At 53.6% G+C, this 18,444-nt stretch carries 14 protein-coding genes; all 14 read left to right on the forward strand.

What is annotated here, in order from left to right; all coding sequences use genetic code 11:
- Window position 1: 1 nt before the first annotated feature.
- The gene (glpK, locus tag ACFQ88_RS17485; RefSeq protein WP_379454974.1) at window positions 2-1,519 is read left to right on the forward strand and encodes a glycerol kinase GlpK; all 1,518 of its coding nucleotides are present in this window, start codon (window positions 2-4) and stop codon (window positions 1,517-1,519) included.
- A gap of 28 nt (window positions 1,520-1,547) precedes the next feature.
- Window positions 1,548-2,858 carry an ABC transporter substrate-binding protein gene (locus ACFQ88_RS17490; protein ID WP_379454975.1) on the forward strand — a complete coding sequence of 437 codons (1,311 nt, stop codon included), beginning with the start codon at window positions 1,548-1,550 and terminating at the stop codon, window positions 2,856-2,858.
- Window positions 2,859-2,879: 21 nt separating this feature from the next.
- Window positions 2,880-3,827, forward strand: a complete 948-nt coding sequence (locus tag ACFQ88_RS17495; RefSeq protein ID WP_239626067.1) for a carbohydrate ABC transporter permease — start codon at window positions 2,880-2,882, stop codon at window positions 3,825-3,827.
- Complete coding sequence (locus ACFQ88_RS17500; RefSeq protein ID WP_239626065.1) at window positions 3,828-4,670, forward strand: carbohydrate ABC transporter permease; 843 nt, start codon at window positions 3,828-3,830, stop codon at window positions 4,668-4,670.
- 15 nt (window positions 4,671-4,685) lie between these two features.
- Entirely contained in the window at window positions 4,686-6,170 is a 1,485-nt protein-coding gene (locus tag ACFQ88_RS17505) for a DUF5605 domain-containing protein (RefSeq protein ID WP_379454976.1), read from the forward strand.
- Complete coding sequence (locus tag ACFQ88_RS17510) at window positions 6,167-7,588, forward strand: DUF5060 domain-containing protein (RefSeq protein WP_379454977.1); 1,422 nt, start codon at window positions 6,167-6,169, stop codon at window positions 7,586-7,588. The genes ACFQ88_RS17505 and ACFQ88_RS17510 overlap by 4 nt, the downstream gene beginning before the upstream one ends.
- 19 nt (window positions 7,589-7,607) lie before the next feature.
- A complete protein-coding gene (locus ACFQ88_RS17515) occupies window positions 7,608-10,256 on the forward strand; it encodes a family 78 glycoside hydrolase catalytic domain (RefSeq protein WP_379454978.1) in 2,649 nt (882 codons plus the stop codon).
- A gap of 66 nt (window positions 10,257-10,322) precedes the next feature.
- The gene (locus tag ACFQ88_RS17520) at window positions 10,323-12,047 is read left to right on the forward strand and encodes a hypothetical protein (RefSeq protein ID WP_379454979.1); all 1,725 of its coding nucleotides are present in this window, start codon (window positions 10,323-10,325) and stop codon (window positions 12,045-12,047) included.
- A gap of 33 nt (window positions 12,048-12,080) precedes the next feature.
- The gene (locus tag ACFQ88_RS17525; protein ID WP_379454980.1) at window positions 12,081-12,764 is read left to right on the forward strand and encodes an aspartate/glutamate racemase family protein; all 684 of its coding nucleotides are present in this window, start codon (window positions 12,081-12,083) and stop codon (window positions 12,762-12,764) included.
- Window positions 12,761-14,020, forward strand: coding sequence for a ribulose-bisphosphate carboxylase large subunit family protein (locus ACFQ88_RS17530; protein ID WP_379454981.1), 1,260 nt, complete (start codon window positions 12,761-12,763; stop codon window positions 14,018-14,020). Before ACFQ88_RS17525 ends, ACFQ88_RS17530 begins: the two co-directional genes overlap by 4 nt.
- A 6-nt stretch (window positions 14,021-14,026) precedes the next feature.
- The gene (locus tag ACFQ88_RS17535) at window positions 14,027-15,457 is read left to right on the forward strand and encodes a four-carbon acid sugar kinase family protein (protein WP_379454982.1); all 1,431 of its coding nucleotides are present in this window, start codon (window positions 14,027-14,029) and stop codon (window positions 15,455-15,457) included.
- Between the two features lie 100 nt (window positions 15,458-15,557).
- Window positions 15,558-16,511, forward strand: a complete 954-nt coding sequence (locus ACFQ88_RS17540) for a D-2-hydroxyacid dehydrogenase (protein ID WP_379454983.1) — start codon at window positions 15,558-15,560, stop codon at window positions 16,509-16,511.
- A gap of 168 nt (window positions 16,512-16,679) precedes the next feature.
- Window positions 16,680-17,588 (forward strand): 4-hydroxy-tetrahydrodipicolinate synthase, encoded by a 909-nt coding sequence (gene dapA, locus ACFQ88_RS17545; protein ID WP_379454984.1) that lies wholly within the window; start codon window positions 16,680-16,682, stop codon window positions 17,586-17,588.
- 54 nt (window positions 17,589-17,642) lie between these two features.
- Window positions 17,643-18,329: a GntR family transcriptional regulator gene (locus ACFQ88_RS17550; protein WP_239626042.1), complete on the forward strand. Its 687-nt coding sequence runs from the start codon at window positions 17,643-17,645 to the stop codon at window positions 18,327-18,329.
- Window positions 18,330-18,444: the final 115 nt, after the last annotated feature.

Below are 18,444 nucleotides of genomic sequence, written 5' to 3' on the forward strand. Positions count from 1 at the left end.
TATGACGAAGGATTATATATTGGCCATCGATCAAAGCACATCCGGTACGAAAGCGCTGCTTGTCGATCGGAACGGAAGTGTCGTCGCCCGCAGCATGCTGGAGCATAAGCAGTACTATCCGCGCGATGGATGGGTGGAGCACGATCCGCTGGAAATTTACTACAATGTTGAGGAGACAGCGATAAGCGTGCTGGAGTCCGCCGGGATCGAGCCCGGGCAGCTCGCTGCCCTGACGATCACCAACCAGCGGGAAACGGCCGTCCTCTGGGATCGGACAACAGGTCTGCCGGTTTATCCGGCTATCGTGTGGCAATGCCAGCGGACGGCGGACAGGTGCGCAGCGCTGAAGGCTGAAGGACACGAAGAGACGGTACGGGCCAAAAGCGGGCTGCTGCTCGATCCTTATTTCTCGGCCGCCAAATGGGAATGGATGCTGGATAACGCGGAAGGGGCGCGGACCAAGCTGGAGGAAGGCAAGCTGCTCGCCGGAACGATCGACAGCTGGCTGCTCTGGAATTTGACGGGCGGCAAGGTTCACGCTACCGACTATACGAATGCAAGCCGAACGTCTCTCTTCAACATCCACACCTTGGCGTGGGACGAAGAGCTGTGCTCGATGTTCGGCGTGCCGTTGGAGCTGCTGCCCGAAGTGAAGGGCTCCGACGAGGTGTTCGGATATACAGAGGAAGCAGGCGTGTTCGGCCAACGCATTCCAGTTACAGGCATCATCGGCGATTCCCAGGCAGCGATGTTCGGCAACCATTGCTTCACGGCCGGAATGGCCAAAGCGACCTACGGCACGGGAACCTCCGTGCTGATGAACGTAGGGGAGAAGGCGCCGGATGCCGAAAATGGGCTAGTTGCAGCCATCGCCTGGGGGATGGGCGGTCAAGTGACCTATGCGATCGAGGCGGTCATCCGGACTTCCGGCGACAGCATCAAGTGGGTGCGCGATCAGCTCGGATTATTCTCCACCTTCGAGGAGATGGAGCGTGTGCTCCTTAACGCGCCTGACAATGGAGGCGTTTACTTGGTTCCCGCCTTTGTCGGCCTCGGAGCACCCTATTGGGATCCCTATGCCAGAGCGTCCATAACGGGCATGAACCGGGGGAGCGGCAAAGCCCACATCATTCGTGCGGCTTTGGAATCCATCGTATACCAAGTGCGCGATGCAGTGAGGCTGATGGAGTCCGTGACAGGGACACCACTAGCTGAGCTGCGGGCCGACGGCGGCGCGTCCGATAATGAGACCTTGATGCAATTTCAGGCGGATATGCTCAATATCCAGGTCGTCAAATCGGAGGTAGCCGAGCTGTCCGCACTCGGGTCGGTTTATATGGGAGGACTCGGCATTGGTTTCTGGTCATCGACAGATGATATCGCGAACCGCCAGCAAGCTTACCGCCGATATGAGCCGCATATGGAAGAAGCGGAGCGAGAACGAAACTACAACGGATGGAAGCGTGCAGTCGCATCGGTCTTGAGCAGCGGGACAGCGGAAAGATGGAATAACCTATAACAAAATAACAGAACGAGGGGTTATCGAAATGAAGATGAGAAAAATGACAGCGCTTGTTTCGATCGTCACAATAGCATCGCTTCTTTCCTCCTGCACGCCGGGAGGCCGATCGGCATCGCCCGAAGCCGGCGGTACTGCAGCATCTTCTTCCGACAAAAAAGTAGAGCTGCGGATGACCTGGTGGGGATCGCAGATTCGTCATGATGCGACCCTCAAGGTTATCGAGCTGTTCGAAAAACAACATCCGAATATTAAAATTAACGGTGAATATTTGGGCAGCGACGGATATTGGGACAAATTAAATACACAAATTGCCGGAGGCAATGCTCCGGATTTGATTCAGCTCGGCAATAACTATCCCGAATATGTAAAGCGCAACACGCTGCTGGATCTTAAACCGTATCTAGGCAAAGAAATTAATGTTGCCGACTTTGATCAGGCTACCGTAGATTCGGGTATGCTGGACGGCAAGCTGTATGGAATTAGCCTTGGATCGAACGCTTTTGGCATCGCTTATAATACGGAGCTTGTGAAGAAAGCCGGACTTCAGCCCCCGACAGGCAAGTGGACCTGGGAAGAGTACGGGAAGTACGCTGCGGACTTGACGAAAGCGCTGGGTAAAGGATTCTACGGCTCCGTAGACGAATCCAGACAGATGTTGTTCTTGAACTATATGGCGCGTCAAAGCAACAAGACATTGTATGCGGACGGCAAAGTAGGATTAGGCAAGGAGGAGATCGTAAAGTGGTTCACCACCTGGGATAACTACCGTAAAGCCGCAAGTATTCCGCCTGCGGAAGTGACGACGGCTTATACGGAAAATCCGGATAATTCCTCCTTTGTGGAAGGCAAAACGGCGCTTCACTTGATTTGGTCGAACCAGCTTAACGCTTACCAAAAAGCAATGAAGGACGAAGTCAGCATCACGCTTCCGCCGACTGGAGGGCAGGGAGCGGCACAGGGCTTGTGGCTGCAGCCGAGCCAGTTTTTGTCGGTTAACTCATCGACCAAAAATCCTAAGGAAGCGGCTATGTTCATCAGCTTCATGGTTAACGATCCGGAGGCTACCATGATCCTTGGCAGCGAGCGCGGGGTACCGGGTTCTTCCAAGGTACGTGAAGCATTGAAAGCGAAAGCAAGCCCAATCGATAAAAAAGTATACGATTATATCGATCTTGCAGCCCAAAATTCCCGAGTTCTCGACCGTGAAATGCCGAATGCCAAGGAATTCGATACGTCCCAAGTGAACATAAGCCAAAAGATAGCTTTTGGTAAGCAAAATATTGCGGATGGAGCGCAAGAGCTTCTCGGTGCAGCCGAAAGGGCCGTTAATAAATAAGGCATCTTAAGGAGTGGGAATATGAACCAGGTATCAGCCGTGAAACCCCTTAAATCACAATCCGTCGGCAAATATTTCGTAAACTTATGGAAGAAGAATGCTGTCGCTTACTTGTTTTTACTCCCCTGGTTCATTGGTTTGTTTGCTTTAACCGTAGGACCCATGATTAATTCCTTCTATTATTCGTTAACGAAATTTGATGTCATCTCGCCACCCGAATTTATCGGCTTTGACAATTACAGAACGATGTTTACCGCGGATCCCAGATTCTATACTTCCTTGAAGGTTACTGTAATTTATGTATTCGCATCCGTTCCGTTAAAGCTGGCGTTCGCTTTACTAGTTGCAGCCTTAATGAACAAGGGATTACGGGGGCTTGGTTTTTATCGGACACTCTATTACCTTCCGACACTGCTTGGCGGCAGCGTAGCGATTGCCGTATTATGGCGCAAAATTTTCGGCGGCTCAGGGGTGGTCAACCAATTTTTGCTCAGCTTCGGCATTGAAGCACCGGATTGGATTGCGAACCCGAAATATGCTCTCTATTCCATTGTCGCCTTATCCGTATGGCAGTTCGGTTCCTCGATGATCATTTTCCTGGCCGGACTGAAGCAAATTCCGCAGGACTTTTACGAAGCTTCACAGGTAGACGGAGCCAGCAAATGGAAGCAGTTTGTATATATTACTCTTCCGCTGCTAACACCGGTTATTTTCTTCAATCTGGTCATTCAGCTCATCAGCGCCTTTCAGGCATTCACACAGTCCTTTATCATCAGCGGGGGCACCGGCGGACCGATGGATTCGACCTTGTTTTACACCTTGTACTTGTATATGAAGGGGTTCAGCTTCTATGAAATGGGCTATGCTTCTGCCATGGCGTGGGTACTGCTCGTGATTATCGGTATATTTACGGCAATCATCTTTTTTTCATCCAAGTATTGGGTGCATTATGGGGACGGGGGGAAATAAATGGCTCAGTATCGTGAAATGAACAAGCTGCTGATCCATGCAGTGATCCTCGGCCTCGGAGTATTCATGCTGTACCCGATCTTATGGCTCCTATCGAGCTCGATGAAGCCGGCCCATTTAATATTTACCGATTTGAGCTTATGGCCCAAGGAAGTGACGTTCGACAATTATATTAAGGGCTGGGCGGGAATTGCCCGCGTAAGCTTCTCTACCTTTTTCACCAATTCCTTTATCATAGCTGCATTATGTGTCGCCGGGAACTTGTTGTCATGCTCGATGGCCGCCTATGCATTCGGCAGGCTGGAATTTTCCTGGAAGAAGCTTTGGTTTGCTGTTATGCTGGTTACAATCATGCTGCCGCATCATGTGACGATTATTCCTCAATACATTTTGTTCAAGCAGCTGAACTGGATCGATACGTATTATCCGTTAACCGTTCCCAAGTGGCTCGCAACCGATGCTTTTTTCATCTTCCTGATGGTACAATTTATTAGGGGGCTGCCCAAGGAGCTGGACGAATCTGCGACCATTGACGGCTGCAGCAAAGCGCAAATTTATTGGAAAATCGTGATGCCGCTGGCGCTGCCGGCCCTGATAACAACGGCGATATTTACTTTTATTTGGACATGGGACGATTTCTTCAGTCAGCTGCTTTACATCAATACGGCGAGCTTGTATACGATTCCGCTAGGCTTGAGGCTGTTTATGGATTCGTCAGGGGATTCCTCCTGGGGAGTGCTCTTTGCAATGTCCGTGCTGTCGCTTATTCCCAGCTTGATTATTTTCTTCAGTTGTCAAAAATATTTTGTCGAGGGAATTTCAACCTCGGGCATTAAAGGATAAAGAAGGTGAATAGTAATGAAGGAGCTCATTCAGGTCGAATGCTGGAATAGATTCGAGCTTAGCCTGCCAGACGAATTGGGGGCTTTAACAGAAACAAGTCCGGTGGACCAAGTAAAAGCCGTATTCTGCAAGGGCAATCGGGTTATAGAAGCATTTCCTTTCCACGACAACGACGGAAAAGCACGTATGCGATTCATGCCCGACGAGGAAGGCGAATGGAGCTACTCGCTGCAAATAAGCCGCTTAAACAAGGAGAAAGAAAACGTTTACAGCGGACGGCTGTATTGCACAGCGCCCGGACTGGGTAATCATGGGCCTGTTCGTGCTGCAGACGAAGAACATTTTGCCTACGCTGACGGTACTCCTTTTTATCCGTTTGGAACGTCATGCTGGTACGGTTATCGGCGGGAGTACGCCGATCAGACATTGGAGACGCTGGCTCAGTCCCCATTCAATAAGGCGCGCTTCCGTATAGACGCCGGCTCGGGAATCGACGAGCTGGAATTGCTGGAGGAAATGATTGCGAAGCTGCTGCAGAGAGGAATTGAAGCCGAAATCTTGCTGGATTGCAGCGGCAGCGGGGGAGACTCGCAGGCATTGCTACACCAAGCTATCTCTCGTTTCTCCGCGTTTCGCAATGTGTGGTGGTCATTGGCAACGGCTGATGACAGCCCTAACGATGAGATTTCATCGACGGCCAAACAATACTTGAAGTTCATTCGAGAACTGGACACATACGGCCATCTGTCCACTATCTGCAGCTCGAATCCGATTGCTGATTTCGGAGACAGCTCTATCACTCATGTCAGCTTGCAGTACTTTGACCCAAGTCAGCTGTCCCGGATAAGTGCGCTGCACCGGAAGCCTGTCATTATCGATCATTGCGGAAGTGAAGGGGATTGGCCGAGTCTCGAAGGAAGCTTGCCCGCCGAAGAATTAGTCAACCGGATTTGGGCCAGCGTATGCAGGAAGGGCTATGCCGGACATGGCGAGATGTACATCCGCAGCGGAAGCGAGGGCGAGGCCTGGCTGACCCACGGAGGAGCTTTGTCAGGTGAGGCAGCGGCCCGAATCGCTTTTTTACGGGAAATCTTGGAGGAGGCGCCAGCCGGTCTGCGCACGATGCCGGAATTGTATGATGCGGCTGCGATAGGACGCGACGGCGTGTATTATCTTCAATACTACGGGATACACCGATTCCCGTCCAAACGGTTTCGTCTGCCGGAAGGCACCTATACGGCGGATGTTATCGATGTATGGAATATGACGATAACCCCCATGCCTGAAACCTTCGGGGCAGAATTCGCCGTACCTCTGCCGTCTCGTTTGTATCACGCATTGCGTATTCGCAGAACGGACATGTCCGATGCCGGGATGGAAGCCATCGCTGCAAATCCGGACCAAAACATAGATCAGCTGATTCAAAATGCGGAAGCCGACGAAAACTTTATCCAACAAATCGAACACCAGCAAAGCCGGAAGGGAGGGGCAGTCCGATGAGCGCAATGGATAGTGTAGAACGGTGGGGCCGGTTTGAAGCCGTGTTTCAAGGACCCGAGACGGAAAATCCATTCGTGGACGTTTCGTTGCGGGCGGAATTCAGGCTGCGCAACCGGGTCATCGCTGTGGACGGCTTCTATGACGGCGGAACTACGTATAAGCTGCGGTTTATGCCTGATACCGAAGGAACGTGGTCCTATACGACACATAGCAATTTTGCCGAGTTGGACGGCATTCACGGAGAGATCCAAGTAACGGCGGCTTCCGCCGGGAACCACGGTCCTGTGCATGTGAAAGACAAATACCGGTTTGTCTATGAGGACGGTACGCCGTATTTACCTTTTGGAACCACGTTGTATCATTGGGTGCACCATGGGAACGAAGAACGAGAGCAGTCGACATTAGCCGATCTGTCCGATTCGTCCTTCAATAAGGTCCGAATGATTATTTTACCTACCGGAACCATGGATCCTCCATCGCTTGCTTTTGCAGGGAACTTGTCGTCCGGAGTGGATACACAGCGCTTTAATCCGGACTTTTTTGCCCATTTTGAGCGGCGGGTTGAAGATTTGCAGAGACTCGGAATCGAAGCGGACATTATATTATTTCATCCTTATGATCAGAACGTGTGGGGATTTCAAAAGCTGGACCCGGAAACAGAAGAGTTGTATTTGAGATATGTGATTGCCCGGATGGCGTCGTATCGAAATGTATGGTGGTCGCTTGCCAACGAATTTGATTTTAATGTTCACAAAACTACGGCAGATTGGGACCGGTTGCTTCAATTCGTGCAGCATCACGATCCGTACGGCCATTTACGTTCGATCCATAACGGAACCAAAATGTACGATTACAGCAGAACGTCGATGTACGATTACACCAAGCCTTGGGTGACACACCAAAGTATTCAGCACTGGGAAACAAGCTTAACATCCAACTGGTTGGAGACATGTCCCAAGCCTGTCGTTGTAGATGAATGCTGCTATGAGGGCAACGCGCCCAGAAGGTGGGGAAATATTTCCGGTGAGGAGCTCGTTCGCCGTTTCTGGGAATGCATGGTTCGAGGCGGCTATGCCGCCCATGGCGAAGCGTTTGTCGGTGACAGCTCCTGGATATCGAGCGGTGGCAAGCTTGCAGGAGAAAGTCCGGCACGAATTGCCTTCCTGCGAGAATTAATGGAAGAACATCAAGCTGATTTGTGGAACACCGGGTCTGCGAGAGACTGCTATTGGCTGTATTTCGGAATCAGCCGTCCGGCTTACTGGGAGCTGGACCTGCCGGCAGACAGAGAGTATTATGTCGAGCTTATAGACACATGGGAAATGCATAGGGAGCGATTGCCGGGAACCTACAGCGGACCATGCCAAATCCCGTTGACCGGCAAATCGTATACCGCCCTGCGGTTAACTCGCGTATAGAAGACAAGGAAGGTGAAACATGAGTATCGTAATTAGCCGCCTGCGGGTTGACTCAATGGAGCAGCCCTTAGGCTTGGAGACGCGGCAGCCGCGTTTCAGCTGGGTATTGGATTCTAATCGGCGCTCCGAGCGGCAGTCCGCCTATCGGATCATGGTCGCTTCGGCAGTAGAGGGGCTGCAGCAGGACACAGGCGATCTTTGGGATAGCGGAAAAATAACATCCGATCGTTCGGTGCAAATCCGTTATGCCGGCGCTCCTTTGCAGTCAGCCGCAGCGTATTGCTGGAAAGTACAAGTGTGGGACCGAGACGGTGTTCCTTCCGATTGGAGTCCTGTCGCCAGCTTTTCGATGGGATTACTGGGCCAAGACGAGTGGAAGGGAGAATGGATCGGCAAAACCGTGGACCCGGCTCTCGAGCTTCCTCCGGGACTCTACCTGCGCAAGGAATTTGCGATTGATCGTCCGATCAAGAGAGCGGTCTTGTATAGCACCGCGCTTGGCGTCTACGAGATGTATCTGAATGGGTCTCGAGTCGGCGACCACTATTTCGCTCCGGGTTGGACGGATTATGCCATACGGACTCAATACCAGACCTATGATGTGACTGGACTGGTTCAAGCTGGGGGCAACGCGTTGGGGGCTGTTCTGGGAACGGGATGGTACTCCGGGCATGTCGGCATGATGGGCAGACACCGATATGGAATTAGTCCTGCATTGTTATCGCAGCTGCAGTTGGAATACGAGGATGGGACCAAAGATCTCATCAGCTCCGATCGGAGCTGGACGATGAATTCCGGCCCCATCCAGTATTCCGACATGCTGATGGGTGAATGGTACGACGCTGGATTGGAGTGGCCGGGCTGGAACGAGCCGGGCTTTGACGAGTCTGCTCACCGTTGGCAGCATGCAGAGCAGCTTCCGCGTTACGGCGGGAAGCTGGTATCGCAGATCGATCCTCCCGTCCGCATCACCGAATCGCTCAAGCCGGTGAAAGTATGGCGCTCCGAACGCGGCAGCTATCTTTTCGATCTGGGTCAAAATATGGTGGGGTGGGTCAAGCTGCAGACCAGCGGTCCGGCCGGAACCCGTATTACCGTTCGCCATGCGGAAATGCTTGAGGACGACGACAACCTGTATACGGTCAATTTGCGTAAAGCCGAGCAAAAAGATACGTACATTTTAAAAGGGAACGGATTGGAAACGCTGGAGCCTCATTTTACTTTTCACGGCTTCCGTTACGTAGAGGTTGAAGGGCTGACTGAGGAGCCAACCCTGGAAAGCGTAACCGGGCAGGTTGTTCATTCCGATACCCCTCATTCCGGCTCGATCGAAACGTCGGATCCGATGATTAATCAATTGATCAGCAATATTCGCTGGGGGCAGCGAGGAAATTATCTCAGCGTGCCTACCGATTGCCCGCAAAGGGATGAACGGCTCGGCTGGACCGGAGACGCACAAATTTTCATTCGTACGGCTTCCTATAATATGGATGTGTCCCGATTCTTTACCAAGTTTATGGCGGATATGACGGATGCCCAGACGGAAGCGGGCGCTTTCCCGGATGTCGCTCCCGATGCCGGATGGTTCGAGTGGAAGCAGGAGCATGTCCAATGGTTTGCTCCCGACAACTCGGGCTGGGGGGATGCAGGCGTAATTATTCCATGGACGCTGTATCTGATGTATGAAGACCGGTCGATATTGGAAGAAAACTACGATGCCATGAAGCGCTGGGTCGACTATTTGAAAGCCAACAGCAGCCGTCTGGTCAGACCCGATTACGCCAATTACGGCGACTGGCTATCGATTAACGCCGATACGCCTAACGATGTTTTGGCGACAGCTTACTTTGCTTACAGCACGCTATTGTTCTCCCGAATTGCCAGTGTGCTCGGATGCGAGGAGGACGCCCGCAGCTACTCGGAGCTGTACGGGAGGATACGCGAAGCTTTTGTGCGCGAGTTTATGGACGAGAACGGAATCATTAAAGGGGATACCCAGACGGTCTATGTGCTGGCTCTCTATTTCGGATTGCTGCCCGATGATCAAAAATCGTCGGCGATTCGCAGGCTGGAGCAGCTGATCCAAAGCAACGGAGGTCATTTGTCGACAGGCTTTCTCGGCGTAGGCTACCTGCTTCCGGCCTTGACGGAAAACGGCTTGGAAGAGCTGGCCTACGACTTGCTTCACAAAGATACGTTTCCATCTTGGCTGTATTCGGTCAAGCACGGAGCGACTACCATATGGGAACGCTGGGACGGATGGACCGATCATTCGGGCTTCCAAAATCCCGGCATGAACTCTTTCAACCATTATTCTCTCGGATCGGTAGGCGAATGGATGTACCGGTATATGGCGGGAATCGATGCCGATCCCGAGCAGCCGGGCTTTAAGCATTTGGTTATCAAGCCTTGTCCGGGAGGCAAGCTAACGTATGTTAAAGCGCAATATGAAAGCAGCTACGGCACAATAGGTTCGTCTTGGCGTGTCGATAACGGCCGCTTTGCCCTCAGCATCACCGTTCCGGTTAATACTACGGCTGCCGTACATTTGCCGGGTCAACCCGTTCAAGTGCCGGAAGGTGCGGAGAAGCTTGGCGAAGAGCAGGGCAAGCACAGGTACGTTGTCGGCTCGGGACAATATGAGTTTGTAAGTTCATTAAACAAATGAAAAGGGTGCTGACGATCGGCATGAATCTGTCCAGATCGTCAGCGCCGGTTCATAGGAGGAGATCCAATGGCAACACGATTCATTCCCGATACGCTGATGCTTGAAGAACGGGCGGCACATGCGATTAATGCGATGATAGGAATGGCAGACCGCGACCATCAATATATTCCATTCTTCGCCGCCGATCTGATGCACAAGCCGGCTTTTATGACGCATGGCGATTGGGATTACGGCTCATCCCACGGACGGATGATCGACGGTCTGATTCTTGCCCGCCATATGTCCGGAGAGACGTTCGGAGAGGATGTGGAGGAACGGTACCGCGCCAATCTGCTTTCCTTTTTCAAGGAAGACGGAATGAGCTACCGCCAAATCAACCCGACGCAAAATTGGGAGCCCAATGCGAATCTGATCGACCAGCGGGCCGTTATTTTATCGCTGACGACCTGGTACATGGAAACTCGCGATGTGAAGGTGAAGGAGGCGGCGGATCGGCATGTGGCTGCGTTGAAGCGCATCGCGGTGAAGGAGCGGGATGTCTGGTATTACCCGGCTTCGGAATACAAAGAGACCGGATGGCCTTCTGCTAACGGGATTCAGCTGAGGCTGGCTCCCGATCCGGCTGCATTCTGCGGGCGGTTAGTCATGCCGCTGCTGAAATACCATGAGCTGACCGGCAGCCAGGATGCATATGAGCTGTGCGAGTTTTTTACCGCACTCATCATGGAGCGCAGCGGCGTATTTAACAAGGACGGCAGCTTTAACGATTCGCTGGCTTACCGGAGCGGCCATTTCCATACCCGCATCGGAACGCTCGACGCGATCGCACGTTTCGGGGTATTTACGGGCAACGCAGCGATGATTGCCTGGGTCAAGAAAAGCTACGATTGGGCGCTGACTAAATGTACGGCGTTCGGCTGGACGCCCGGCGACCTCCACGAGCAGGCGTACGAGCACGAGACGTGCTCTCTGGTTGACCTGATCGCGACCGGCATTACACTGGCTAAAAGCGGCTACGTCGAGTATTGGGGGATCGTCGAACGTTTCCTGCGCAACCATCTGGCGGAATCCCAGCTGCTCGATCTGAGCTGGGTGGAGCAGACGGACGATAAGTCGAACGATACTCCGTGCCATAAGACGTATTACAAGGTGGCTGAGCGTACACGAGGCTCCTTCGCCGGATATTCGGCACCGAACGATTTCGTCTGTGACGTGAACGAAGGGCGCGGCCATACGAGCGATTTGCAGATTTGCTGTCTCGGCTCGGGTACCCGCGGTCTTTTCATGGGCTGGAGCAACACGATTACGGAGAAAGACGGCACGGTCAGCGTGAACTTCCTGCTCAATCGCGGCTCCAAATGGCTGGACGTCAGCAGCTATTTGCCGCATGAAGGCAAAGTGGTGCTTGATGTACATACGGATGTGCAGCGCCTGCAAATCCGGATTCCGGAGTGGGCAGGGTATACGAAGATCAAATTCGTCCGGGAACGGAACCAGGAAGTGATAGAAGGCAGCGGAAGGGAGTCGAGCCGCTGGGTGAATAAGCAGTTTCTGCTGCTTGGCACGGCTTATGCCGGTGAGAAAATTACCGTCACATTCCCGCTCAGCTTCCGCAAGACGATCGAGAACGCCGTAGGACAGACGTTCGAGACAGAATGGCGTGGCGACGATGTGGTCGGTATCACGCCTCAGGGGAAGAAGAAGCCGCTATACAGCGGACGAAAGGTATACGATACCGCTCCGATGCGTGAAGGCGGCTACCGGAGGCTGGACAAAGAGTTCGTGTGGTAACAGTTCGTGTGGTAACGAAGGGAGAATGAGCTTATGAAAACGGTCGTTGCCGTATATACCGGCCAGGGCTTGGCCGAACCGTTGAAAGCGGTGTTCCAGGAGCTGCTGCCGGACTGCCGTCTGGTGAATATCATCGATGATAGCTTGATAGGTGACGTGGTTCGGGCGGGGCACGTCCCTCCCGCCGTCTCGCGCAGACTGGTGCAGTATTATCATCATGGGGAGGAGATCGGTGCGGACGTTATTCTGAACACTTGCTCCTCTGTGGGAGAAGTAGCGGATGCAGCGCAGAGTCTCATCAGCGTGCCGATTGTGAAGATCGATGAAGCGATGGCTGAGCAAGCGGTAAACCGGTATGAGCGGATTGCCGTGCTGGCAACGCTTCCGTCAACTCTGGAGCCGACCATGCGGCTGATCCGCAAGCATGCGGATGCGTGCGGCCGGCAGGTGCAGCTTGTGAACGGATTGGCCGAGGGAGCGTTCGACGCTCTGGTGTCCGGCCGGCCGGATGAGCATGACCGGATCCTGCTGGAGACGGCCAAACGGACAGCCGGCGAAGCCGACGCCATCGTATTGGCTCAAGGCTCGATGGCCCGGATGGAGAAGACGCTGGCCGACGCTACGGGCAAGCCGGTACTCTCTTCTCCACGGCTTGGAGTAGAGCAAGTGAAAGCGGTGCTTGAGCAGTTGGACGCGGCCGGAGGAGTTAAGCTATGAGTCTGGACCGAGTCACCGCCGTCTATTACGTGGAAACGGCCTATTCCCTGGAGCATGCGGCGGCTGTGATTGCCGGGGAACAGTCAACCGGCACCTTTACCGCCGTTCCGGGGGAGACCGACGCGCTTAAGGCTGCGCATGGCGCCAGAGTAGAACGTATCGAGCCCCTCGACGAGACGGATCGTCCTTCATTGCCCGGCGCGAAAACGCCTGTAGGGCACGACGGACAGTACCGCCGGGGCCGTGTCACCCTATCGTTTCCGCTGCATAATTTCGGTCCTTCCATACCGAATCTTCTGTCTGCCGTAGCTGGAAACTTATATGAGCTGCAAGAGCTGTCCGGGCTCCGTCTGCTGGATCTGGAGCTGCCGGAGGCATTCGCGGCCAAATATCCCGGTCCGAAATTCGGTATCGAGGGAACGCGAAAGCTGACGAACGTGTATGACCGGCCGATCTTGGGAACGATCGTGAAGCCGAGTATCGGCCTGGCAACGGATGAGCTGGCTGACCTTGTATACAAGCTGGCACTGTCAGGCCTCGATTTCATCAAGGACGACGAGCTGAACGCCAATCCGCCTTATGCGCCGCTCGAGCAAAAGGTAGCGGCCGTCATGAATGCGGTGCATCGCGCTGCGGAGACAACCGGGCGCAAGCTGATGTACGCTTTCAATATCACGGGAGATTATGATGAGCTGCGCCGCAATCACGATCTGGTCGTGCAAGCGGGCGGCACCTGTGTGATGGTCAGCATCCTGAGCATCGGGCTGCCGGGACTCGCCGCCTTGAACCGGTACAGCGAGGTGCCGATTCACGGCCACCGCAACCAGTGGGGGATGCTGACCCGCTGCCCGCAGCTGGGCATCGAATTCACAGCGTACCAGAAGCTGTGCCGTTTGGCGGGCGCCGATCAGCTGCATGTCAACGGGCTGAACAGCAAGTTTTATGAAACCGACGAATCCGTCGTCCGCTCGATTCAAGCTTGCACGGCGCCGCTCTTCGGCGGGTACGGCACGATGCCGGTCGTATCATCGGCCCAATGGGCGGGTACAGCGCCGGCGACGTACGAAGCTACGAAGACCGTCGATGTCATGCACTTGGCCGGCGGCGGCATGCTGGCACATCCGGATGGTCCGGCGACAGGCTTTGCAAGCATGAAACAGGGCTGGGAGGCCGCTGTGCGGGGCATTCCATTGCATGAATACGCTGTGCGGCACCCGGAGCTGGCCAGAGCGATGCAGAAATACGGGAGGGGCTGAATAAGCATGCGGGATGACCGATCTGCTGTTGCCGGGGATACCCGAATGCCAAATCGGCTGCTGTGTTATTACGGAGACGATTTCACAGGCTCGACGGACGTTCTGGAGGCATTGTTCCGTGCCGGTCTGCGTACGATCCTGTTTCTGGAGCCGCCGGAGCCCGAGCTGCTGAACGGGGCGTTTCGCGACGCGGACTGCTTCGGCGTAGCGGGAGTCGGCCGTTCCCTATCGCCGGAAGCGACGGTGGGGGAGCTCCGCCCTATACTGGAAACGCTCCGGTCGGCGGGAGCAGCAGTCGTGCATTATAAAATATGCTCGACCTTCGATTCTTCGCCGAAGCTGGGCAGTATCGGCAAAGCGGCCGAAATCGGCCGTGAAGTATTCAGCGGACCGGATCAGGGCCGCTTCATTCCGATGCTGGTCGGCGTGCCTTATTTGCGGCGATATACCGTGTTCGGACATCACTATGCCGGGGCAGGCAGCGAAGTGTACCGGCTGGACCGCCACCCTACGATGTCAAGGCATCCGGTGACGCCGATGGCGGAATCGGACCTCCGGGCGCATTTGCGGCAGCAGACCAGCATGCGAATGTCGCTTCTCGATATTGTGGCTCTGGACGGGCAGCCCGATGCCTTAAGGCAGCGGCTGGACACGATAGTAAAGGAAGAACAGCCGGAGCTCGTCCTGTTTGACGTGCTTGACGACAAGCGGCTGGAGGCTGCGGGACGACTCATTTGGGAGGAAGCAGCAGGGGGTGAAGGCTTGTTCGTCATCGGCTCCTCGGGCGTCGAGTATGCGCTGAGCGCCGTATGGCGGCAGGAGGGTCTCCTGCCGGCCGCTCAAGCTGCAGCAGCAAAGGCGGAAGCCGCCGACAAGCTGCTTGTCGTCTCGGGAAGCTGCTCGCCGGTGACCGAGAAGCAGATCGAGCGGGCGATGCAGGCCGGGTTCGCGGGGCTTCGCGTACCGGTGGAGGAGCTGCTCCAGCCGGAGCAGGCGGCGCAGGCACGGGCCAAGCTGCGGCAGGATACGCTGGAGCTGCTGCAAGCAGGCCGCAGCGTGATCCTGTACTCGGCCGCCGGCCCGCAGGACGCGAGCATCGGTTCGCTGCGGGAGCTGCTTGCAGCGCAAGGGCTGCAGGCCGAGGAGAGCAGCCGTCTGCTTGGCTCCGAGCTGGGCGCGCTGGCCAAAGCATTGGTTGCGGAGGCCGGCCTGACGCGCATCGTCATAGCCGGCGGGGATACGTCCGGATATGTCACGCGGGAGCTCGGGATCTATGCATTGGAATGCAAGGCTGCATTAGAGCCCGGCGGCCCATTATGCCGGGCTTACTCCAACGAGCCGCTGTTCGACGGTTTGGAGCTGGTGTTGAAGGGCGGTCAAGTCGGCAGCGAAAATTTCTTCGAGCATGTTCGTGCGGGCACACTTTCAACTGAATAGTTCATTTAATTTTAAAGGAGGGGCGCATGCAGACGATAGAAGAAGGTGTCGTCTGACATACGCCTTTCTGTGCGGATGTGATGAAAGGGAGTGACCATACATGCGAACGATGATCATTATGCACGGCTTATCGTCCGAACAAAGGGAGAGACTCGATTCAATAGCCCCGGGATGGCGCATTATCCAGGGCAAAGAGAAAGAGCTTTGGCAGCCTCATCTGCGAGATGCCGAAATCGTCGCCGGATGGAACGATACGGCGGCACAGGAATGTCTGCTGCCGGAAGCGAAGCTCCGGTGGGTGCAATGCTGGGGAGCTGGAGTCGATTGGCTGCCTCTTCAAGCTTTTGCCGATAAAGGAGTGCTGTTAACCAGTGTGAGCGGTGTACATGCGTATCCGATATCGGAAACGATTTTTGCGATGATGCTTTCTTTGACGCGGAAGCTCCATGTATCCATCCGTAAGCAAATAAATAAGCAGTGGAGCAATCCTGGGTCCCTCGGCGAAATCCACGGGAAAACGATGGGGATCATTGGCGTAGGAGCGATCGGTGAAGAAACCGCCAGGCTGGCCAAGGCATTCCATATGCGTGTGCTTGGCGTTCGGCGTTCGGGAGAGCCGTCTCCTTTTGTGGATCGGATGTATGACCTGCAGGGGCTGCATGAAGTATTGGCGGAGAGCGATTATGTTATCGTAACGCTGCCGTTAACCACCGAAACGAGGCATTTGTTCCGCAAGGCCGAGTTTGAGGCAATGAAGCCTTCGGCTTATTTTATCAACATGGGACGAGGGGGAACGGCAGATACAGAGGCGCTTCTGCATGCTCTGAATTCGGGCCGCATCGCCGGCGCCGGTCTGGACGTGTTCGAACAGGAGCCGCTTCCTGCAGATCACCCGTTGTGGGAGCTGGAGCAAGTGATCATAACCCCGCATAACGCAGGATTGACGACGGTGTACAACGAACGGGCTTTTGAGATTTTTGCACGAAATCTTCAGAACTATATCGAGGAGCGCGAGCTGTCTGCAAACCTGGTTGATTTGGCAAAGCAGTATTAATAGTAAAGGGTACTTGCTTGTTCGCCTATTTCAATCGCGTAACCTATTAAAAATGGGATGTGTTAAAGTGCAAAAGCAATAAATTATCAAACATGTTGTATACAACATGTTAATTATACGATATGATAGGGATAAGACTAGATTTTTCGAAACTGAAAGGGGAATTCAATGTTCCAACCTAATGGGATCATACCAGCTATGATTACTCCGTTTTGCAGCAACCAGGATTTGAACGAATCCGCACTGCGGCAACTTGTAACCAAGCTGCTTGCAGCAGGCGCTCACGGGCTGTTTTGCCTCGGGACCAACGGGGAATTTTTTTCGCTGACCTTTGAGGAAAAAGTACGGGTAGCCGAGATCATTGTAGACGAAGTGAAGGGGCGCGTTCCGGTATACGTTGGCGTAGGGCAGATTTCGACCGATGAGACCGTGCGGCTAGCCCGAAAGATGGAAGACATCGGAGCGGATGCGTTGTCGGTGATTACACCATTTTTCTTAACGTTCACCCAGAAGGAATTGTCCGGGCATTACCGGCGTATCGCCGAAGCAACTTCCTTGCCGATCGTTCTGTACAATATCCCCGCTCGTACGGGCAACCATTTGAAGCCTGCAACCGTTGCGGAATTAGCGGCCATTGACAACATTGTCGGCATTAAAGACAGCAGCGGCAGTTTTGATACGATCCTGCAATATATTGAGCAGTCGGGGCCGGAGTTCTCGGTGCTTGCCGGTACGGATTCTCTCATACTTCCCACGCTGATGGCAGGCGGAAAAGGGGCTATTGCAGCTACCGCCAACGTATTCCCCGAAGCTGTCGTCTCCATCTATGAGCATTGGAAACAAGGGAACTATGATCAGGCCGAAAACAGCCAGAGGGTGCTCCGAGACTTGCGTAACGCATTCCAGCTAGGTACGCTGCCGTCCGTACTCAAAGAAGCGATGAATTTGATCGGATTTCCTGCCGGACCTCCCCGTTCGCCGGTCAGCCCGATTACCGGGACCGAAAGAGCGGAGCTGGTTCGCATAATTGACAATTACATTAACAATGGCCTTCTTCATGCGGAGAGCATCTCTTGAGAAAATAAGGTATAATGAATTACAATTGCAATAAAACAGAAGGTGTGAACTACGATGGAATTGCCAAAAATCGATACATCCAATCTATGGGACAAAACGTACAGCATATTGAAAAATCAAATTATACGCCGCCAGTTCACTCCGAATGAAAAAATCTCGATCCCGGATTTGGCTGATAAGCTTGGCGTTAGCCGTACCCCGGTGCGCGACGCGCTGAATCGCCTGGAAATGGAAGGTCTTGTGAAAACCGTGTCCAAAGTGGGTACGTTCGTCGTAGCGATTAACCCGCAGGACATTATGGACATTATGGATACCCGGCTCATGCTCGAATTTTGGGTGATCGAGAAGCTGGCTAATGTGGATCCTGGCGTAAGGCAAACTGCGATTGCGAATATGGAGAATATACTGCTTCGTTCCTCGCAATTGATCGATGCGGATCAAGTCCGGGACTATTTATCGGCGGATTTCAACATGGCCTTTCATATCGAATTTATGAAAATCGGCCAAAATCAAAAAAATATCGATATTTACTTGAAGCTGATGGACTACCGCTACATTACGATGAAATCTTCCATTGTTACCCCGGATATGGCGAGAGCGGCACAGGCGCAGCATGAGGAAATCATCGATGCCATGAAGAACGGAACCATTGAAGAAATCCGCAAAGTCATCCGTTTGCACTTGGAAGACTCGCAAAATAGATTGCTGAAGGTGATTAATGATCATGGGGGGACGATATAGCTTTTTTTCACTCCCCATATATACAACATTTAACGGTCTCGGTACATAGGAGCATTTTTGCAAAATAAATACGAACGATCGCCCATATTTATAAATACGTAAAGGACAGGTGACA

The organism is Paenibacillus sp. NPDC056579 (assembly GCF_042793215.1).
GTDB lineage: Bacteria > Bacillota > Bacilli > Paenibacillales > NBRC-103111 > Paenibacillus_S.